This window comes from Nocardia sp. NBC_00881 (genome assembly GCF_045207455.1).
GTDB lineage: Bacteria > Actinomycetota > Actinomycetes > Mycobacteriales > Mycobacteriaceae > Nocardia.
The window spans coordinates 421,268-439,168 of the sequence record NZ_CP108798.1; the positions used below are offsets into that span (position 1 = coordinate 421,268).

At 66.9% G+C, this 17,901-nt stretch carries 22 protein-coding genes, 1 tRNA gene and 1 pseudogene; 5 read left to right on the forward strand and 19 right to left on the reverse strand.

The genetic code is table 11. The features are described 5' to 3' along the window. Positions 1–32: 32 nt before the first annotated feature. The 13 genes and pseudogenes from OH799_RS01335 to OH799_RS01395 form a co-directional block, all read right to left on the reverse strand. Entirely contained in the window at positions 33–269 is a 237-nt protein-coding gene (locus OH799_RS01335; protein ID WP_406274525.1) for a hypothetical protein, read from the reverse strand. A 250-nt stretch (positions 270–519) separates the two neighbouring features. Next, complete coding sequence (locus OH799_RS01340) at positions 520–2,043, reverse strand: bifunctional DNA primase/polymerase (RefSeq protein ID WP_406274528.1); 1,524 nt, start codon at positions 2,041–2,043, stop codon at positions 520–522. Positions 2,044–2,188: 145 nt separating this feature from the next. After that, positions 2,189–2,692: pseudogene (locus OH799_RS01345) on the reverse strand (hypothetical protein); the annotation flags it as partial. Positions 2,693–2,741: 49 nt separating this feature from the next. Next, on the reverse strand, positions 2,742–3,044 hold the full coding sequence (locus tag OH799_RS01350) for a DUF2786 domain-containing protein (RefSeq protein ID WP_406281712.1): 303 nt from the start codon (positions 3,042–3,044) through the stop codon (positions 2,742–2,744). 11 nt (positions 3,045–3,055) lie between these two features. Beyond that, a complete protein-coding gene (locus tag OH799_RS01355) occupies positions 3,056–3,736 on the reverse strand; it encodes a hypothetical protein (RefSeq protein WP_406274531.1) in 681 nt (226 codons plus the stop codon). Between the two features lie 241 nt (positions 3,737–3,977). Next, positions 3,978–4,463 carry a hypothetical protein gene (locus OH799_RS01360; protein ID WP_406274534.1) on the reverse strand — a complete coding sequence of 162 codons (486 nt, stop codon included), beginning with the start codon at positions 4,461–4,463 and terminating at the stop codon, positions 3,978–3,980. Beyond that, on the reverse strand, positions 4,453–4,710 hold the full coding sequence (locus OH799_RS01365; protein ID WP_406274536.1) for a hypothetical protein: 258 nt from the start codon (positions 4,708–4,710) through the stop codon (positions 4,453–4,455). Before OH799_RS01365 ends, OH799_RS01360 begins: the two co-directional genes overlap by 11 nt. Before the next feature lie 36 nt (positions 4,711–4,746). After that, on the reverse strand, positions 4,747–5,010 hold the full coding sequence (locus OH799_RS01370) for a hypothetical protein (protein ID WP_406274539.1): 264 nt from the start codon (positions 5,008–5,010) through the stop codon (positions 4,747–4,749). Positions 5,011–5,157: 147 nt separating this feature from the next. Next, on the reverse strand, positions 5,158–5,415 hold the full coding sequence (locus OH799_RS01375) for a hypothetical protein (RefSeq protein ID WP_406274542.1): 258 nt from the start codon (positions 5,413–5,415) through the stop codon (positions 5,158–5,160). A gap of 62 nt (positions 5,416–5,477) precedes the next feature. Further along, a complete protein-coding gene (locus tag OH799_RS01380; protein WP_406274545.1) occupies positions 5,478–6,230 on the reverse strand; it encodes a hypothetical protein in 753 nt (250 codons plus the stop codon). After that, positions 6,218–7,429: a hypothetical protein gene (locus OH799_RS01385; RefSeq protein WP_406274548.1), complete on the reverse strand. Its 1,212-nt coding sequence runs from the start codon at positions 7,427–7,429 to the stop codon at positions 6,218–6,220. The genes OH799_RS01380 and OH799_RS01385 overlap by 13 nt, the downstream gene beginning before the upstream one ends. 108 nt (positions 7,430–7,537) lie before the next feature. Further along, positions 7,538–8,338: a hypothetical protein gene (locus tag OH799_RS01390; protein ID WP_406274551.1), complete on the reverse strand. Its 801-nt coding sequence runs from the start codon at positions 8,336–8,338 to the stop codon at positions 7,538–7,540. Then, positions 8,326–9,519 (reverse strand): hypothetical protein, encoded by a 1,194-nt coding sequence (locus tag OH799_RS01395; protein WP_406274553.1) that lies wholly within the window; start codon positions 9,517–9,519, stop codon positions 8,326–8,328. Before OH799_RS01395 ends, OH799_RS01390 begins: the two co-directional genes overlap by 13 nt. A gap of 350 nt (positions 9,520–9,869) precedes the next feature. On the opposite strand from OH799_RS01395, the gene OH799_RS01400 reads away from it, so the two are divergent. Next, positions 9,870–10,454, forward strand: coding sequence for a hypothetical protein (locus OH799_RS01400; RefSeq protein WP_406274556.1), 585 nt, complete (start codon positions 9,870–9,872; stop codon positions 10,452–10,454). 240 nt (positions 10,455–10,694) lie between these two features. Here OH799_RS01400 and OH799_RS01405 read toward each other — a convergent pair whose 3' ends face one another. Further along, positions 10,695–11,192 carry a hypothetical protein gene (locus OH799_RS01405; RefSeq protein WP_406274559.1) on the reverse strand — a complete coding sequence of 166 codons (498 nt, stop codon included), beginning with the start codon at positions 11,190–11,192 and terminating at the stop codon, positions 10,695–10,697. A 363-nt stretch (positions 11,193–11,555) separates the two neighbouring features. Here OH799_RS01405 and OH799_RS01410 point away from each other — a divergent pair, with 363 nt between their 5' ends. Next, on the forward strand, positions 11,556–11,966 hold the full coding sequence (locus OH799_RS01410) for a hypothetical protein (protein ID WP_406274562.1): 411 nt from the start codon (positions 11,556–11,558) through the stop codon (positions 11,964–11,966). Between the two features lie 68 nt (positions 11,967–12,034). Here the strand turns inward: OH799_RS01410 and OH799_RS01415 are convergent, their stop codons facing one another. Genes OH799_RS01415 through OH799_RS01430 form a run of 4 tightly spaced genes read right to left on the reverse strand, consistent with a single transcriptional unit; the run spans position 12,035 to position 14,495 of the window. Then, the gene (locus OH799_RS01415; protein ID WP_406274565.1) at positions 12,035–12,994 is read right to left on the reverse strand and encodes a DUF2637 domain-containing protein; all 960 of its coding nucleotides are present in this window, start codon (positions 12,992–12,994) and stop codon (positions 12,035–12,037) included. Between the two features lie 21 nt (positions 12,995–13,015). Beyond that, positions 13,016–13,546, reverse strand: a complete 531-nt coding sequence (locus OH799_RS01420; RefSeq protein ID WP_406274567.1) for a tyrosine-type recombinase/integrase — start codon at positions 13,544–13,546, stop codon at positions 13,016–13,018. After that, positions 13,543–14,064: a hypothetical protein gene (locus tag OH799_RS01425; RefSeq protein WP_406274570.1), complete on the reverse strand. Its 522-nt coding sequence runs from the start codon at positions 14,062–14,064 to the stop codon at positions 13,543–13,545. Before OH799_RS01425 ends, OH799_RS01420 begins: the two co-directional genes overlap by 4 nt. Then, positions 14,061–14,495: a hypothetical protein gene (locus tag OH799_RS01430; protein WP_406274572.1), complete on the reverse strand. Its 435-nt coding sequence runs from the start codon at positions 14,493–14,495 to the stop codon at positions 14,061–14,063. The genes OH799_RS01425 and OH799_RS01430 overlap by 4 nt, the downstream gene beginning before the upstream one ends. Positions 14,496–15,058: 563 nt before the next feature. Between OH799_RS01430 and OH799_RS01435 the strand changes: the two genes are divergently transcribed. Continuing rightward, positions 15,059–15,352: a helix-turn-helix domain-containing protein gene (locus tag OH799_RS01435; RefSeq protein WP_406274575.1), complete on the forward strand. Its 294-nt coding sequence runs from the start codon at positions 15,059–15,061 to the stop codon at positions 15,350–15,352. A gap of 224 nt (positions 15,353–15,576) precedes the next feature. Next, complete coding sequence (locus OH799_RS01440; protein ID WP_406274578.1) at positions 15,577–16,833, forward strand: hypothetical protein; 1,257 nt, start codon at positions 15,577–15,579, stop codon at positions 16,831–16,833. An 85-nt stretch (positions 16,834–16,918) separates the two neighbouring features. Here OH799_RS01440 and OH799_RS01445 read toward each other — a convergent pair. Then, a tRNA-Pro gene (locus OH799_RS01445) sits at positions 16,919–16,992 on the reverse strand. 504 nt (positions 16,993–17,496) lie between these two features. Between OH799_RS01445 and OH799_RS01450 the strand changes: the two genes are divergently transcribed. Beyond that, positions 17,497–17,889, forward strand: a complete 393-nt coding sequence (locus tag OH799_RS01450) for an acyltransferase domain-containing protein (protein WP_406274581.1) — start codon at positions 17,497–17,499, stop codon at positions 17,887–17,889. Positions 17,890–17,901 lie beyond the last annotated feature (12 nt).

Consider the following 17,901-nt stretch of genomic DNA (forward strand, 5'->3'; position numbering starts at 1 on the left):
CCCAGGGACGTGGGACCTGGGGCGCGGGTGGGTTAGGCGGCACGGGCGCTGCGCGACCGGGCGAGGTTGACCGGCCGCAGCCGCAGCGCGCCGCGGTCGTCTTCGGTGTAGGTCCAGTTCCGGCCGCGCCAGTCCGGGAACTGCGACCGCCAGCCCTCCAGCCCCGGTGTGTCGGGGATCGCGGTGACCGGACCGGCATAGCCGCGCTCGACGCGGATCTGATACTCCGCGCGGGTCATGCTTTGCAGGGCAACAGGATTCGAGGACATGAATACCTCCGACACAGTCGATTTCGGACACGGTGCTGCCGCCTCGACCGAGCACGACAACGCCCTGGAAACGGCAGCGAACGGTGCTGCTGCCGGGATGATCAGCGAAGACGGCGAGCCGATCACCGCCAGGAGTGCGGCAGTGGTGGTGACCGGGCGGGCGCGACCCGACCTGGATCAACTGGTGACATCCCGCCGACGCCGCGGCATCGGCCGGTCCCGGTACCGCGAACACCAAATTCAATTCCGCCTAATTCGATGTGGTGTGGGTGGCGGCGTAGGTGAGGCCGTCGTCGATGGTGCGGCTAGCCTCGGTATCGGTGAATCCGTTGACACCGACATGCGGTGCGGCAGCGTCGAACAGGACCCGGTAGGCGTGGTCGCGGTCGAGCATGCCCGCGCCGACGAGCCGCCCCAGGCTGTTGGCCGCCAGCAGCACCGCACGATGGCGGGTGCCGGTGCGCGCGAACCGAATCCGGTCGGCCTGGTTGCGTAGCGCCGCCGCGACGTAGGCATCCGGATGCGCGATCTCGGCGACCGACCGCACTGGCAGCAGCAGCGGTGGCGGTGGTGGTGCGAGGAGTCCGACAAGCCAGCGGGGTAGCGGGATCGGATCGCGGTCATCGAGGATCCGATACCGGCCCGACGGCAGCCGCGAGCCGGGGCCCACGACATAACCGCCGACACCGCGGCTGTCGACACGCCAGCCAAGGCGAGCGATGGTGTTGCGCAGCAGCGGGATTCGCGGCGTCCGGTAGTACAGGTGTATGCCGCCCGATGGGGTGGTGACCACGAACGTCGGCACCGGCAGCGGATGCCCGGCCTCGGCGGCGAGGCGGGCCAGGACGTCGCGTCCGTCGCGGGCCCCGCCCCACGGTGGCGGCGGGTCCTGGTCGTGGCTGGTGTCGAGGTCGAGCACATGCAGTCGGCTGGGCCCGCACGCGATCCCGAGGTTGCCGGAAGGCCATCGGTGCCACCAACGATGGATTTGGTCACGGTCGCGGGTGGCGTTGTCTTCCCAGTTCTTGATCGCAGGCACCTTGGCCCCTGCGTGTAGCGGGAAGACGTGAAAACCGCGGTCGGCGTTGTCGAGCGCCGCGTGCAGCAGAACACGAACGGCGCTGCGACGTCCTGCTGAGGGTCGCAGGGCGGCGTGATCACGGAAGCTGTTGGTAGCGGAGGCATCACCTATGAGGCGGGCGGTGTCGGTTGATGAGGCCGATCCGGTCACGGGGTTTCGCGGCTGGGCTGCGGGGTGGGTCGGGCGGAGCTGATGAGGCGTGCTACCTCCAGGGTGTGGTCGTGGGTGATGTGGAGTTCGGCTGTGGCGTCGCCGCTGTGAAGGACACGGATCACCCCGTGCACAGCGTCGTTGGGGCCGCCGAAGTGTGTCGAGGGTGCGGCGCCGTTGAATGAGGCGTTCGGTGTCGGCGCGAGCGCGGGCACGGCACAGACGGAGGGTTTGTTCGTGGTCCGGCAGCAGCCGCCGGGTGATGTCGGCGGCGATCGCGGCCGGAGCCCGGTGGGCGGCGACGGTGATGGACTCGTCGCCTTCACCGGTGGCGAGGAGGCGGGAGTATTCGCCGTAGCCGGTGTGGATGCGCAGCCTGCCGTGGTCGCTGCAGCGGAGAGAGTCGTCGCCGTGGGTGATGGGGAGGATCTGTTGATCGGGCCCGTAGAGCACGGTGTGGGCTCGGATCATGTATCCGCGTTCGGCGACCCAGCCGGGCCCGAGCGCAGCGGCGATGTCGTGTGCGAGGTCGACAAGATCCATAGTTGGGGGCACTCCTTCCAGGTGAGGGGGCTATCCGATGTGGGCTCCCGTATCGGCGAAGGCGACGCGTATCAGCCATCCAGCTTCGGGGCCCGAAGACGCTGTCGTGCAGATCCGCGAAGACGGCGCAGAACGCCGGACCGTGCCCGACACTTGCCGGTGGTGGCAAGTGATGGGCGAGCGCGTGCAGCAGCACGAACTCCCGCAGCACGGTCCGGTTGTGCAGCGGCACCGCGATGGTGGCGATAGCGGGTTCGTAGTGGGCGCGAGTAGCGCCCCGGGCTCGGACGGTGACCGGGATTCCCGCGCGGTCAAGGTAGGTCGAGATCGAGTCGAGCGACACCATCCGCCGCTGGACCGGGAGACAGATCCGCGACCCGAACATCTCGGCCGTGCGACCGGGGATCTGGTCGGCCCTGTCGAAGACCTCCCGGACATGCTGCTCGGCGTCGTACACCCTGCTGTGCTGGATATCCTGCGGACGGCGAGGCGGGCGTCGTCGCGGGCGGGTTGCAGGCGATAGCCGACGTGTCCGGCGAAGGGCACGCTGGTAAGCCAGCCGCGCGCTCACCCCCGAAACCCGGTGCCCGCCGACGGGGTCCTCGCGGGGCACGCACGAACGCAGGTGGGTTCGGGAGCCGCGGACCATCTGTTCGAGCAGACCGGCGTAGAGGACTTCGACTGCGGCGGTGTCGGATTCAAGGCCGAAGGCGATCACCCAGGTCGAGTTGTGGGCGGCGTCGACGCGTACGTCGTTGGCGCGAGCGATCGCGACGAACAGCTGGGGGATAGGTCGCCATCCCGCGGGTGCCGCGCTCACCGGTCGGGATCTGCCGTATTACCGGCATCGGTTTCGCGCGGCCGTGTGCGGCGGGGCGGGCTACCGCGAGACCGATCGAATGCTGCGTGGCGAGCCGTTGCGCCCTCGACGAGAACGCGTCGGTCTCGTGCGCGTTGTCGGTGCCCTCGGCTTTGCGGACCGCGCCGATGCGGGCGAGTATCTACTGCGACGTCACGACAGTTCACCGCTCTCACCGAACAGCGCGCGCACGGCGACGATCGAGGCCAGCAGATCGACAGGCTGCGACTGCCTGTCAGCTGCGGGTGCGGCATCACGGACCTTGCGCAACTTCAATAACTCAACTCCCCGCAGGTTGATGCCGACCGCGGGTGGGGTGTCGGCGGTGCCGGGATCGTGGATCACGCTGTACTCGGCGATCGAGATCGACGCCTCATACCAGGCTTCGGCGGGCTGGCCTTCCCGCGGCGCCTCGCGGGGGTCGGGTTCGCTGGCCCGCCACTGCCAGCAGTTGCAGGCGGGGTCGCTGCAGCGGTTGAACCGCTCGCGCGGGTGCGGGTTGTAGCGGTTCTGTCGAGCGGCCAGCATCGGGCAGGCACGGCTGGAGTAGCGCCCACATTCGGGGTGGCATCCCGGTTCTACGGCCAGACCATGAAGGTAGTCGGCGGGCCGGATGAACAGCACCACGCGGTCACCGAGCCCCTGGCCGCAGATCTGGCACAGCTTGCGGGAGAAGGTGTCCCACAGCCGTTCCGGATCGACCTTGCCCCACACCGGGCGGGAGCGATCACGGTGAGCGAGGGTGATGTGCGGAACAACCAGCCCCTGGGACACGGGCTGGTGTGCCAGGCGCATCGGCACCGGCGGGCGTGCCGGTGTAGCGGGATCTGACATGGATCACCTCGAATCAGTTGGGGGCCACCACGGGTGGCGCAGGACGGGTGTCAGGGAGTTGGCCGGCGGCGACAGCTCGACACGGATCGCCCGGTCACCGAAGCCGGACGCCTGGATGCGGACCTCGATCACCGCGCCGCCTCCTGGCACGGGTGGTTCGACCCGCCAAGGGCGAACCGGTCTTCGTCGAGGTCGGGAAGGTTGGTTTCGACCCAAGCCACCATGTCGGCGGCGCTGGAGATCACCACGGACGCCACCCGGTGTGAGGGTCGTGATCGTGCAGGGCAACCGCGGCGGGTACGCCGGGAACCTGCGCACGCACCGCCGCAGGCAGGATGATCTCGCGGCCTCCCGCGGCCCACCACCCCTGCCCGATCACGATCCGCCCGGTAGGGTCCGTCGCGGCGGGCGACAGACGCCAGCCGATACCGGTCGGCAGTCGACCGAAAACATCTCTTTCCCAGCGGATTCGGCGACTGCCGTCGCGGTTCGCGGTCACGACTTGGGTGGCGTACTCCACGCGCACCAGCGCGACGATGGGAAGCTCGTCGGGGCGAGCGTGCATGTCGAAGTCGTCGAAGGTGGCGACGACGGTGCCTGGTCGGGGTGGGGTCGCGAACGCGGCGTGGACTCCAGCGATGAGCACGCGGGTCGTGCGGGAACGCGGCGATCGATCGCGTGGAGCGGGCGTGATCGGCGCGGTGTAGCGGTCGAGATCAGTCCCCATCAGCGGCGCCGGGCAGGCTGATGGCGGGTGGAATGGTCAGTGCCTGGTGGTAGAGCCGGACGAGCCGGTCGGTGTGTTCGTAGCGGGTGGCCAGGTAGTTCAGTACGGCCAGGGCATCACCACCGAGCGCATCGGCGATGCCCTGGGCGAAGGTGACCAGCTGCGTGGTGGTGTCGAGGTGTTGGCCGAGTGCAGCTAGCAGCTCGGCGGTCAATTCGTCGCGGGTCAACGGCATCGCTGTTCCCATGGGATTGCAGTCCCTTTCGGTAGGGGAGGGTGGTGGTCAGGGCAGGTGCTGGACCGATTCGATGAAGGCCAGAGGCACGAGCACACCGGGACGGTCGCCTCCGTTGAGGACGGCGTGGTGGCGGTGCACTGTATGGATGGGGACCTGCTCGTAGACGTAGCCGCCGCGGGTGATGAGCGTGGCCGGGATCTGGTCGCGGCGCAGCCGATGCAGTTCGACACCGATGACCTCTACCACCGGGTTGGTGGTCCCGACTTCGTTGCCGTCGCCCGGTGCGGGCGCGGGCGTCGAGGACGGCAAGGTGTTGGCGCAGCAGGTGTCGAAAGCGGGTGAGATCGCCGAGATCGGCGGCGTCGTCGAACCAGTGATCGATGCCTTGCAGGACCTCGCGCAGGAACTGCGGCTCGGACTCTGCGCCAGCGGGCAGCGACGGGTTGGTGGGTTCGGTCATCGACGGATGTTTCTGGTGCGCAGCCACCGCGCCAGCGGCCGGATCGGGCGCGGCCGGTGGCGGGTGGCGAGTCCGGCAGCCAGGGTGTCGGCGTCGTCGCGGTCGAGATCGATGGAGCACCACCGTGTTTGGGGCGCGTGGGTGTCGAGGATCAGCAGCCGGACCAGGCGTCCGTCGGTGCTGACGGCGAGATGGTGGTCGGTTTCGTCGTGGATCCGCAGCAGGGTGATGGGCAGATTCAGCGTGCGATGCATGGATAGCTGACCTTTCTGCAGTCATGGGCTTGCCCCCCCCGGAGGCGTGCGGTGCGTGGCGGTTAGGCGGTTTCGTACTCGAGCAGGTCGGCGTAGCGCTCGACGCCGTCGAGGTCCGGGCATTCACATGTGGGGAAGGGCTGCCAGCAGTCGTCGCAGTAGCCGCAGTAGGTGCAGTGCGGGCCGAGGCGGTCGACGTCGTTCGCGCCGCAGTATTCGCAGTAGTCCCAGTAGGCGTCGCTGGCCCACTGGTCGGGAAGGTAGCTGTGGTTGGAGTACCAGATGCCCGAGTCCCAGTGCCCGTGGCGTTCGTTGAAGATGTAGGCGCTGTGTTTGTAGGCCGGATCCAGGGTCAGCAGCACCATCTTGTCGCTGTGTAGCCACCGTTCCAGCCGTTCGCGCCCGGCCCAGGAGTCCAGCGACCCGAACGGCCGGGTCGGTAGGTAGTCCTCCGCGGCGATACGGGTATCCGAGCGCAGATCCCCCGGCCCGGGATGGACATTCGCGGGCAGGATCCCGTTGTGCGCGAGGACAGTTCGCTCGTCATCACCGACCAGGAACGGGTGACAGTTGTCTACTGTCCGCAGGCCGTGGGTCGCCAGGCGGGAATGGAACAACGCCGGACCGTCGGGGTGCTGCTCGCGTGCTTCGGCGAATTCGCTGATCACCGCCGTGGCGTCGAGGCCTCGTCCCACGGTGATGCCGGTGTCGGTGAGGACCGCGTAGCCGTGGCCGTGCGGGTTGGCCAGGGCACCGCTGCGCAGGGCGTCGAGGTCGGGGCTGATACCGGGTTTGATGAACGTCAGGATGCACACGCGAGGGCCTCCATTTCGGCGAGAAGCGGCGAGTACTGGGGGCGCGATCGGACCCAGGTGGTGAAGGCGGTCCATTCCCAGCCGCGCCGACGGGCGATGTCGGCGGCGGACAGACCGCGGGTGTATTCGACCGACGCCGCGGCGAAGGCGAGCGCGGCCTGCACCTGTTGCGGGGTCAGGGAGCTGGCGAAGACCCGCAGTTCGAAGGTTTCGGCTGGGCGGACGTTGATGGCTTGGTAGCGGGCGGCTGATCGCTGCCCCTTGGCGTAGTCACGTACCTGCGAGCGCGCCCATGGGGAGAACTCCGCCCAGGTGGAGGACCGTCGCGCCAATGTCGTGACCGGAGCTTCGTTGCGGTACACGAACTTCAGCCACCGGTAGGCGTGGGCGGGGGAGGAGAACCCGGTACGGGAGACGTGCACGTGGATACCGACGTCGGCGTCGGTGTAGCAGCCCAGCAGCCGCAACCGTGCCAGCAGCGGCCACGGAAATCGCTCCTGCGCGTACGCGTAGTCCATGGGGTGGGTGACCAATTCGAATCCGCAAGGGCGGATCGAGGAGTCTTCCTTCAGATACGCCAGGTCCCTGACATGGGCCAGGACGGTGTCGACCGCGTCGTCGAAGTGGCCGGAGGGGGTTTTGATTTCGAGTTCCAGCCCGAGATACAGCGGGCCGGCACCGTGGAAGTGGGGTGCGGGTTTGTAGTCGTAGCCGTGCACCGCGTCATGTGAGGGATGCTCATCCAGGCAGTTCTCGCAGTAGGTCTCTTCGCGGCGGATGAGGGTGAAGCATTCGGAGCACTCGCGGTAGTCGTCGTACTCGCACGTCGGGCACACCCGGTTGCCGCCGTCGACCGGATAGGTTTCGGCGGCCAACTCCGTGCAGTCATCGCAGCTGGAGTAGTGCTCAGCGCAGTGGTCGCAGACGTCGGCGCCGCCGATCACGGTGCGGATCCTGCGCGCGTAGGCGTCGCAGTCCCCGCACCGTTCCCACCCGCTCAGGCACTCGCTGCACAGCAGGGTGTCCTCGGTCGTGAGACTGGTGGTGCGGGTGTGCGCGGCGCAGCCGTCGCAGCGCACCAGTTCCTCGGCGCAGTCCGGGCACAAGCGGTCACCCTCGACCGTGGAGATCAAGTTTGCGGCGGTGACCGGGTCGGAGCATTCCTCACACAGGGGGTCGACCAGCGTGAATGAGGGCATGACGAATCCACCTTTCGGGGGAAATGGGAAGAACCCCGCACACAGCAGGAATGGACTGCGTGCGGGGTTCTCGAGGGACAGATCAGCTGCTGGTGCAGAGCCGCCGGTTCAGCCAGACTTGGCCTGACGGCAGGAGCGGTGCCGTGTCGGCGGCATCAGCGCTCGTGATCGGCGCCGTGGCGGGTTGGATGGGCTGAGCTTGGGGATGAGGCAGGTGCAGTCGGGGAAGGCGGTCTCGCAGTCGAAGCACCAGCCGCAGCGGGTGCAGTAACGGCCGGTGCGATCGAAATCGAACCGCTGGCAGTACCCGCACACATACCGGCGCCGCGTCGGCCAGCGCAGCGACGGCGGCAGGGAGCTGGTGTTGGAGTACCACACCCCGCCGTCCCACCGGCCTGCCTGCTCGCCGAACAGGTAGGCGTGATGCTGATATGTGGGGTCGACGGTGAGGATGACCAGCTTGCTCGACCCCAGCCACGAGGCCAGCCCGCGGGCGCCGCGGTGGGTGTCGATCGACCCGAACGGCTGATCTGGCAAGTAGTCCTCGGCGGCGATACGGGTGTCCGAGCGCGGATCGTACGGTCCCGGGTGCACCCGCTTGGGCAGAGTGCCGTTGTGCGCCAACACTGTTCGTGGGTCGCCGCCGACCCGGAACGGGTGACAGTTGCCGAGAGCGCAGACTCCGTGGGTGGCGAAACGGGAGTGGAACAACGCCGCCCCATCCGGGTAGCGGGCCCGCACCTGCATGAATTGGTCGATGACGGTCGCGGCGCGCATACCGCGGCCGACGTGGATGCGATCCCCGGTGAGGATCGCGAAGCCGTGCCCGTGCGGATTCGCTGAAGCGCCGAACGACAACGCGATCGGATCAGGGGTCGCGCCGGGCGGGCAGTAGGTCAGCAGGCACATGCGAGGTCTTCCATCTCCGCCCGCAGGGGCTGGTAGTCGGGGTGGTGGCGGACCCACGCGGCGAAGCGCGACCATTCCCAGGCGCCGGCGCGGACATCCGCGACACGGAGGTGGCGGGTGTAGTCGATGGAGGCGATGGTGAATGCCAACGCGGCCTGCACTTGCTGGACATTCAGGGAACTGGCGAAGATTCGCAGCTCGAGGGTTTTGCGGGGGTAGGGGTTGATCGCCTGGTACCTGTCCAGGCCCAGCGCGTGCTGGTGACCTTTGGCGGTGTCCTTCACCCGCGCCCGCGCGACGCGGTCGAATGGGGCGTAGTGCGAGCGGCGTCGCGCGATCATGGAGACCGCGGACTCGTTGCGGTACAACAACTTCATCCACCGGTAGATGTGGGCGGGGGAATCGAACCCGTCGCGGCTCGCGTGAACGTGCAGCCCGACACTGGTGTCGGTCTCACAGTCCAGCTCTTCGAGCGCGCCCAGCAGCGGCCACGGGAACCGGTCGATCGCATACCGATACGACATGGGGTGTGTGACGAGTTCGAATCCGGTGGGCCGAATCGAGGAGTCCTGCTTGAGGTAACCGAGATCGTCGAGGTAGTCCCCGGCTACGGCGACGCATTCGCGGTAGCGGTGGTCGGGGACGATGATCTCCAGTTCCATCCCCAGATACAGCGGGCCGTCCCCATGGAAGCGGGGGTCGGGTTTGTAGCTGTAGTTCCACACATGCTCGCGGCGCGTGCAGCAGTCACACGTGCGGCCAGCGCGCATGAGGGTGCCGCAATCCGAGCAGGTTTCGTAGTGGCCGGCGCAGCGGGTGCAGGCGCGGTGACCGCCGGAGACATAGCGGGTGGCGGCACTGTAGCGGCTGCACTGGAAACAGATGTCGAAGAACACCGCCGCGCACCGCAGACACACCGCCTCGTCGGCGTCGGTGCGCACCCGCGGGTCGGTCACCCCCGCGCAGGACACGCACGGCAACCAGCCGGCCACACACCGCGCGCACAGTCGCCGTTCGTCCGCCGTCTCGGTCAGCGCGATGGCGAACTCGCGGCAGTGACCGCACCGCGACAACTGCGGCACACAGTCACCGCAGACCGGCTGATCCTCGATCGGGTACCGATCACCCGGGTTACGGGTTCCACAGACCGCGCATGGTGCAGACAGGGTGATATCGGGCATGGTGCGCCGCCTTTCGTAAACGAAAGAACGCCAGGGCGGAAGGTGATTCCGGCCTGGCGTTCAGGGGCAACACGGTGGGTTGTTACTTCATGGGCTCACAGCAAAAGGGCTGCCGATATCGCGGGCACAAGGCGGACGTACCGAATACGCGGGACTCGAGGGCGATCGATCCAGCAACAGTCGCGAACCGCTAGAGGCTCATCCCATACGTCCACCACACAGGCGCCAGGTTGGAGCCGAAAGTCTGGGGCAGCTCGAAGGTTCCTTCTGCGGCGAGCATCAGCTCCTCCGATCTGGGTACGCTGGGGATTGGGAGAATCAGGCAGACGGGCCGAACAAGGAAGTCCGCTATGCCCGCTGCAGGTTCGAAACGCTCCCCACGCTCGCCTCGCACTCCGGAAGTCCGTGCACGACTGGAACGTTCACGCGAACGGGTGCGGGCACGCCGCGCGCAAGCCCGTCACCGCGAACAAGCCATCACCTCCGCGGTCAAGCAGTACATCGCGGGATGGCAGGCGATCACGGAGTGTGAGAACAAACGTGACAACGAGATAGAGGCGCTGCGCGAGCAGATCCGCGCAGTACAAGCGCGTGCCGCCGAGCGGATCGCGGGCTATCGCGCTGAGCAGGCGCTGGCCGCGGCCACGATTCGCGATCAAGGCCAGACCGACGACGACGTCGCCGAACTCCTCGAAATCGACACCAAACAAGCCCAGCAACTGATCAACACCGCGCGCACAAACAACGGCCAAACCTTGCCGAGCGCATCACCGAAACCCACCGCCACACCAACCGCGCAGCCCAAGGAAGCTCGATCGGGCGCTGCGAATCCCGTTCGGGAACAGGGGGTAGGCCAGGTCAGCGCACCACTCGACACTGTCGGGCCCGTCGTGCCGGGACGCAGCGGCGAGGCATCAAGTGACGAGAGCACGTAACGGCTTTTGCCGACTCCCTGCGTGGGGATTGCGCGAGAGCTGGTCGGCTGGCATGGCGTAAGTGAGATCGTTCATGTTGGCGAACGGTCGGGTGTCGGGAATTCGCCGGTGCCTTGCGGCATCCGAGCTGGTGCGCCTGCGTGTCGGGCGAGATCGACGCCCTCGACGTCAGGCCTCCGACCTAACCGTACGAACGAACGCTGCGCTCGTATCAAAGTCACGGCTGAACCCAAGGCGGCGTCAGATGTTGGCGTAGCCACCGGCGTTCCACACCAACCATCGGAAGTGCTGGGGTGCGAATGCCTGGTTGGCGGGAATGCCCGGTGCGGGAGACAGCGGCCAGAACGCCACGCCACAGCGATGGCAGTAAAACGCTGCCTGCCACACAGCGTGAGCGGTGCGGCGTCCGCGGGAAATGCGCCCGTTGCGACGGCCACGAAACACAGCAACACCGAGCACGAGCAAGCCCGGCGCTGCGATCCCGCCGACAAGCAAGGCTGCCCCAGCCAATATGCCCACGTTTGTCGCTTCGGGATCATCTGACGTCGCCACGGACGCAATACCGATCACCACGGCCAACAATGCGGGCAGCAGCAATAACAAGCCGAGCGTGGTGAGCCGCCCCACCGGTCGCCGAGCGGGTTCGCGTGCAAGACTGTGCGCCAACGCGGTGGTGTGAGTGCGTTCGACCGTCGCAGTGCCGAAGACCGGCACCAGGCCGCTGGAAGCCACTCCCACGCCGGAATAGAGGTTGGTCCCGGAGGTGGTTTGACACCCCGTCCGCGTGCAAGGCGGGCACGCTCTGAACCAAGTCGAGTTGGCGGCAGTGCGGACAAGTGATGTCGATGTCCATGCGGGACTGCCCTCCCAAGCTGTTGCGCTGTAGCGGCGCGGGTGTAGTGCTGGCACCCGCAACGAAAGCTCTGTGGGGTATCCAACACCGTGAGTGATCTGCTGTCGAGAGGTAGTCGTGAGCTGATGCATCGGTCAGTCCTTTCGCCGTCGCTAGCTGGCTTGCAGGGTTCATGAGGCGTCCGGATCCAACCGACCATCGAGCGCAAGTACGAGTGTCGCCACCTGTACCGGCCGAGGTGGGCCGAGATGAATGAGCAGTTGCTCGACCGGTTCACAATCATGGCGCCGACCGGCAACAGGCGGCAGATGCGGCGGGCGGTGCCACTTGCCAACACGACGCTGCTCATGGGCTGGACCGACCCCGGCCGCTGCGGCATGTCGCTCCTCAAGTCCGCCGAGCATTCGCCTGGGACGTTGTCGCCGGTTTCCCGTACACCGCCCCGTAACCAAGAGGGCGACATCATCACAGTGACCGTCCAGGACGGGGTGCCAATGCTGGCCGGAGTACCACTTACCGACGTCGAGTTGGCGAACACGGTCACGGCTGGCTCGGAGAGCGTGCCCCAGAGCAGCAGCGACGAGGAGCTCCGCAGCTCGTGGGAAGCGCGGCTCTTCGACGTATTCCGGTACCGCGAGCACCGCCGCCCGGCGGCATAGTCCGCTCGCACAGCCGAAGGCCCCCGGCCGGGTCCTGTGTGTTTCGGGGCGCACGGCCCACGCAGGCGTCACGTCCTCGTTGAGAGTGCGCGCTCATTGCTCGACCAGTTGCTGGACCTCAGGAACAGGCTCGTCCTGTGTGGGAGTGGAGTGGTCCGGAGCGCGGTCGATGTCAGGTCCACCTCGTGCGGTTGGCTCATCGGGGAGTGCGTCCGGATCTCTGATTGCTGCGGCGTCGCTGAGCATTCGGCTGATCGTCGACCGGCTTTTGTTGAGCTCGCAGGCGATTCGGGTGGGAGACCACCCGTCGACGTGGTGGTGGCCAGCGCCTGGGCGACTACCTCGGGGTCGCGGCGACGGGCCGGGTCGCGTGCACACAGAAGCACGGCCAATTCCCTGAACCCCCGGTCGGATCGGTCGACAGTGGGGGACGGCGTGTGCACGTAACCGCTCTCGGGTGTGGCCTGCGACTGATCCTGAGTAAGAGGGGGCGCAGGTGCCGTGCACAGCTGCTCGGACGGCTGGTGGTCTGCGGTGGCGGTACCGCTGTCGCTGTGAGTGGCGGAGTGAGCGAGTGCGAGCAGCGCGACGGTGGATTGGGCCATGGAGCCCTCGATGATCAGCGGCCACAACCACGCCTCGCCGTGCGGGACACCGGCCGTGACCGCCAGCGACCGCAGGGCTGTGAACGACAGCCAGAACGCGCCTGTGGCGATGAGTGCGGTCATCGCGGTCGCGATCAGGTGGGTGGCCCGCGCTCCTGCGTGCGCACGCAACAGCACTGATACTCCGTGGACAGCGGCTAGTAGTGCCAGTGGTGGGATGATCGCGACTGCGGCGGCGACTGCGGGGAGTGCGGTGTCGTGCAGGAGGGCTTGGGTTGCGTTGCCGGTGATGCTGACTGTGGCTGCTGCGCCGAGCACGGTCCAGACGAAGGCGTGCGCACGCGGCTTCCGAGCAGTGGACTCGGGCAGCGCGGTGTGCAGGTCGGTGGTGGGCTGATCGGTGGCGGTGGCGGTGGCGGTCATAGAGGTCCTTGTGCGGTCTGGTCAGCGTGCGGACGGGAGGTGGGTGCTCGGCTGGTGTGCGGACACGAGCGGATGTGGCTCGCTGGTGAGTACCGACAGGGCAGCGGCTACTTCCTGTAGGTAGGACTTGACGTAGGTGGCTGTGGTGCCGCTGGCTTTGCCGCGGTGTCCGGCGTACTCGCGGGCGACGGCGTAGCTGAAGGTGCGCTCGACCCAGGTGAGTGTGGTGTGGCGTAGCCAGTGCATGCTGATGCCTTGGGCGGCGACCCACGGCAGGGCTTCCCCGACCCTGTTCCAGAGGTAGTCGAAACGTCGTGCGGTGATGGGTTTGCCGTTGCGGTAGCGCAGCAGTTGCCCCGATTGGGGGCTGTGGCGTTGCGCGGCGTGCTCTTGCAGGTGCCGCATCAAGGTGGGGGAGACCGGTTGCCACCGGTCGGTGCCGTCCTTCTCCCGCAGAAACACAAGGCACTGGTCGGGGTCGAGGTCGTGTGGGCGTAGCGCCAGCGCGCCGCCGCGGCGGCAGGCGGTTTCGATGTGCAGCCGCAGGATCACCGGCGTCGAGGTCGGGGTCGTTGCCGGTGGTGGCCGCGACCCGGCAGATCTCCGCGAGCTGGCCCGAGGGGATCGCATACCTGTGCGACGGGCGGCGTACGGGCATGGTGAGTTGGCGGGCGGGGTTGTCGCAGGGACGGATCCAGCCGTTGTCCTCGGCATACCGGTACACGCATCGCACCGCGCTGGTGAAATGCTCCACCGCACTGCCGCCACGAGGTGCGGTTGGTGCGGGCGGTGGCCTGGATGATACGCGCCAACTCGTCGAGGTCGGTTTTCGTCGGTTCGTCGAGGCGGTGATCGCGCCACCTGTCGAGCAGATGCTCGAGGTGGGTGTTGTAGGTCCGTAGCGTGCCCGCCGACAGCCGCGCCCGGAGGTTCGGGATGACTTCGCCGAAGGTGGGGACCGCCGCGCCGGCGGTGACGAGATCGGCGGGGGAGATGCCCATTTGGGTCAGCAGCAATCGGGCGGCGGCGACGGTTTCGGCAGTGGCCGCAGGTTGGATGCGTGTCGTCATCGGTGCACGGCCTGGAGCAGGCGCAGGCTGGCGGCGCACAGTTCATCCAGTGCGGCGGGTGGGTGGATCAGCAGTTGGTTGCGGGTGCGGTGCCCGATGAGCAGGGTGCGGTCGCCGATGAACAGGCTCACCCGGCGTCGCAGCCGGTAGGGGACGCGGAAGAACCCGCCCGTGGTGATGGCGGCTTGTCCGTGCTGGGCGGGTTGGGCCGGCAGCACTCCGGCGTCCAGGAGTGTGAGCTCCAGGCGCATGCCCGGCCCCCAGCCCAGGGCGGCGAAGCTGGTCTTGTCGAGGATGCGGCCCGACTCACCGACCATGCACATGCCGTAGACGACATCGCCGTCGGCGGTGCGTACCGCGTGGGTGGTGGCCTGTGGTCCGTGGATGAGTTCCTGCAGCGGGGACAGCGGCGGCACGACGGGTGCGATCATCACCGATCACCCCCGCCAGCAAACTTTCGCGAGGTCGCTGTGGACGCGGAATCCGGCAGATATGCCACACATATCGGCGCAGGTCAGGACATGAAATCACTGGTCATCCTCCGTGTGTTCGAGTGCACTCGCACACACGGCACCGAAAAATGACAGATTTGTTGCGAATCCGTGCGCGAGAGGGGACTCCCAGCTGGAAGTCGGTGCTGACCAGCGCCTCAATCTGGCGTGTTTGCCGGATCCTTCTGTCGCGGAGCGACCTTAGCGCTGATTGCGGGTGCGGCTCTGCGGTGTTGATTGGAACGAGCCGTGCGGGCGCCTGGGGCCGGGCGGTTCGCTTCTCCGGGCACTGGGCGACGCCGTTACGTCACTCAGCCTGGTCGTCGTAGGCGTACTTCCGATCGGGTTCCGGTAGCCATGCCACGATCGAGAACCTCACTGCTGCATCGATGTTCGGCGACCAGGATCGGCGGGAGTGTGACTGGCAATGGCGTCCGGCCAGAGGTTTAATGGTTGTCGGGTACGTCTGCTGCTTGGGGACTGAAGAAATGAGGTACCCCGTTATGTCCGGAGAGTCCCCAACATCGCGGCCCGATCCATCGCGGCCAGCTCCGCGGGCCACTGCGAGATCCCAGCCCGATGCGGTACCGGCGAGTGACGAGGTCTGGTTGAGTACGCGTGAAGTATCGGAGCGATTGAAGATTCCGCTCAAGACCTTGGCGTCGTGGGCCTCCGCCGGTCGCGGCCCTCGGTTCGCGCGTATGGGTAGATACAGGCGTTACCGGGTCACCGACCTCATTGCCTGGGAAGAACAGCAACTCGCCAACGGCGGGGGAAGCAGCGCGGGGTCCACCTGAGCGCGATCCGGCGAACACGTTCCTGTCGCCTGTCACCGGTCCCGAGCCACGCACCCCGTATCATGGAGCTAACTTCTGGCAAATATTTCTCTCTTGAATCTGGCCGCCGGGTCGCGGAATCTCAAAAGCCCACCCCGCACTACCTGAATCGGCGTACCCAGCCATGCGAAAGCACGGTAATGGCGAGGTGGCTCGGGCATTTTCGACGGATCGAAAGGCGATCGATGGGAGGCAGACTGCCGAAGCCGGTTGGCACCTTTGGCCAGCCGAGCAAGCCCAAGAAGCAGAAGAACGGGAAATGGCGTGCGACGGTCCGCTTCTACAGCACGCAGGGGCCGCAGCAACTCGAGCGGATGGGCGATACCGCCGACGAGGCGCGTAACCGTCTCGCCGAAGCCATGCGTGATCACCGGGAGCAGTTGGGATACGCGCGGAACACGCGTAACACCAAGCTGATCGACCTCGCGGCCGAGTTGATCATGGAGATGGAGGGAGACGACGCCTACACGCCAGGCAACGTCGAGGACTATCGCCGCGAGATCTATGTCTCCACCGACAAGCGTGCCAGCAAGAAGACGATCAAGATCGAGAACTCGGTCGGCAATCTCCAGATCTGGCAGGCCACCGCTGGCGAGCTGGACCGCCACCTCAAACGTCTCGTTGCCATGGGCCTGCGGCGGAAAGCCAAACAGCACAAGATCATCCTGCGCGCGATGATGGCGATCGCTGTCCGTCACGGGGTGCTCGACAGCAACCCGATCGACGGGGTCGCCGCGTTCACCCGGCGCAAACCGCCGGCCCGCGGCAAAGTGCAGGATCAGGACGCGTTGCCGGCGTTCCGTGCCCAGGTGCGGGCCTGGGCAGCCGGGGAAGCGATACCCGGCACTGCGCCCTACACCTGCGGACCGCCGCGGGACTGGGCGGTGGTGTGGGTGGTCGACGTGATCACCGGCAGTGGTATGCGCCCGCATGAGGTGTTCGCGCTGCTGCTCGAGGATATCGATCTCGATGTGCAGGATCCCTATCTCGATGTCACCGGGACGTTGGTGGAGGTGAAAGGGAAGTGGGTGCGCAAACCGGCCCCGAAGTCCGACAACGGGTGGCGGCGCATCTTGCTGCCCGACCACACCGTCGAGGCGATCCGCGAAGCCGTGAAGGACCAGGAGGCCTGCGATCGCCCCAACCCGATGGGGCTGCTGTTTCCCGCTCGCAACGGGTCGGTGCGCAACCCGAACAACTTCGGCCGGATCTGGCGCGCGGCCCGAGGGGAGAACTTCGCGTGGGTGACTCCGCGTACGTTCCGCAAAGGTGCGGCGACCGCGGTGGACCACGCCTACGGTGACCCCGAACGCGCCGCCCGCCAACTCGGCAACACGCGCGCGGTGGCCAAGACGCACTACATCGATGCACCCGAGACGGTTCCGGACAATCGGGACGTGCTCGAACGATGGGCTCGGGGCTCCACCGGCTCGAAAACGTGAGATTTCTGTGAGAACCGTTCGAATCCGGCCGGTCTTCGCGAACGAGAAAACCCCTTCCGACGCTGGTCGGAAGGGGTTTTTGCGGTCGGGCTGACAGGATTTGAACCTGCGACCACTTGACCCCCAGTCAAGTGCGCTACCAAACTGCGCCACAGCCCGTTCGCGTCCGTCGTGCGGGCGCTCGAAGAGATTACCGCACGACCCGGCGAGGGAGCTAATCGCCTAGTCAGGACGTGGTGGGTGTCCGGATGGTTTCGTCAAGAAGAGTGAGGATCAGGACATATCAAGCGTGGGATGGGGTTGGGTCGTAAGGATTGGGCCCTGGTAGCTGCGGTGTTGTGAAGCTGCGTGTTCGCGGCGGTGCACCTGGCAGTAATGGAAGCCGAAGCCGGGCTTCGGCCGACCGAATAGTAAACCGGCAACCGAACGATCCGGTGCCCCGGCGCTCGCGCAGCGAATGTCGGGTACCTGCCTGTGGAACCGGAGTCGTCGTCGTGGAATAAGTGGACCTGAGCAGGTGCATCGGTGGTGTGCAGGCTGCGCCCGCTCGGTCGTGGAGGTCAAGCCCGTCCACTGAACTGTGCCGATCGACACCAAGGGTGGGGCGGTGCCCACCCTTGGGTTTGCTGGAAGATTCCTGAGGTGCTCGCCGTACGAGCTGCCATGGCCGACGTTGCCGACCTGCTCGCGGACGAACCGGCGGTCGCGCTCGCCGCCGTCAACGGGCCGGGGGACCTCGTGCTCTCGGGTGCCGCCGCGGCGATCGCACGGATCCGGGACGAGCTCGCCTCGCGTGCGGTGACCACGAAGGCGCTCACCGTGTCCCACGCGTTCCACAGTCCGCTGATGGAACCGATGCTGGGGGAGTTCGAGGCCATTGCCCGGGAATGTACCTTCCGCACTCCCAGCCTTCCGATCTACTCGACCGTGCACGGCCGCCTGCTCGACGGACACGAGACGATGGACGCCGCGTACTGGACCGAACACATCCGTGCTCTGTCCGGTTCGGCGACGCCATCGAGGCCGCCCTCGGCGCCGACCCCACCTATGTCATAGAAGTCGGCCCGC

Excerpts from the sequence above, each read along its gene's own strand:
- OH799_RS01425 (WP_406274570.1), bottom strand. The coding sequence starts at position 14,064 with ATGACGACACGCATCCAACCTGCGGCCACTGCCGAAACCGTCGCCGCC.
- OH799_RS01365 (WP_406274536.1), bottom strand. The coding sequence starts at position 4,710 with ATGGGAACAGCGATGCCGTTGACCCGCGACGAATTGACCGCCGAGCTG.
- OH799_RS01355 (WP_406274531.1), bottom strand. The coding sequence starts at position 3,736 with ATGTCAGATCCCGCTACACCGGCACGCCCGCCGGTGCCGATGCGCCTG.
- OH799_RS01385 (WP_406274548.1), bottom strand. The coding sequence starts at position 7,429 with ATGCCCTCATTCACGCTGGTCGACCCCCTGTGTGAGGAATGCTCCGAC.
- OH799_RS01340 (WP_406274528.1), bottom strand. The coding sequence starts at position 2,043 with ATGGATCTTGTCGACCTCGCACACGACATCGCCGCTGCGCTCGGGCCC.
- OH799_RS01440 (WP_406274578.1), top strand. The coding sequence starts at position 15,577 with ATGGGAGGCAGACTGCCGAAGCCGGTTGGCACCTTTGGCCAGCCGAGC.
- OH799_RS01410 (WP_406274562.1), top strand. The coding sequence starts at position 11,556 with ATGAATGAGCAGTTGCTCGACCGGTTCACAATCATGGCGCCGACCGGC.
- OH799_RS01335 (WP_406274525.1), bottom strand. The coding sequence starts at position 269 with ATGTCCTCGAATCCTGTTGCCCTGCAAAGCATGACCCGCGCGGAGTAT.
- OH799_RS01395 (WP_406274553.1), bottom strand. The coding sequence starts at position 9,519 with ATGCCCGATATCACCCTGTCTGCACCATGCGCGGTCTGTGGAACCCGT.
- OH799_RS01435 (WP_406274575.1), top strand. The coding sequence starts at position 15,059 with ATGTCCGGAGAGTCCCCAACATCGCGGCCCGATCCATCGCGGCCAGCT.
- OH799_RS01375 (WP_406274542.1), bottom strand. The coding sequence starts at position 5,415 with ATGCATCGCACGCTGAATCTGCCCATCACCCTGCTGCGGATCCACGAC.
- OH799_RS01415 (WP_406274565.1), bottom strand. The coding sequence starts at position 12,994 with ATGACCGCCACCGCCACCGCCACCGATCAGCCCACCACCGACCTGCAC.
- OH799_RS01360 (WP_406274534.1), bottom strand. The coding sequence starts at position 4,463 with ATGGGGACTGATCTCGACCGCTACACCGCGCCGATCACGCCCGCTCCA.
- OH799_RS01390 (WP_406274551.1), bottom strand. The coding sequence starts at position 8,338 with ATGTGCCTGCTGACCTACTGCCCGCCCGGCGCGACCCCTGATCCGATC.
- OH799_RS01400 (WP_406274556.1), top strand. The coding sequence starts at position 9,870 with ATGCCCGCTGCAGGTTCGAAACGCTCCCCACGCTCGCCTCGCACTCCG.
- OH799_RS01430 (WP_406274572.1), bottom strand. The coding sequence starts at position 14,495 with ATGATCGCACCCGTCGTGCCGCCGCTGTCCCCGCTGCAGGAACTCATC.
- OH799_RS01450 (WP_406274581.1), top strand. The coding sequence starts at position 17,497 with ATGGCCGACGTTGCCGACCTGCTCGCGGACGAACCGGCGGTCGCGCTC.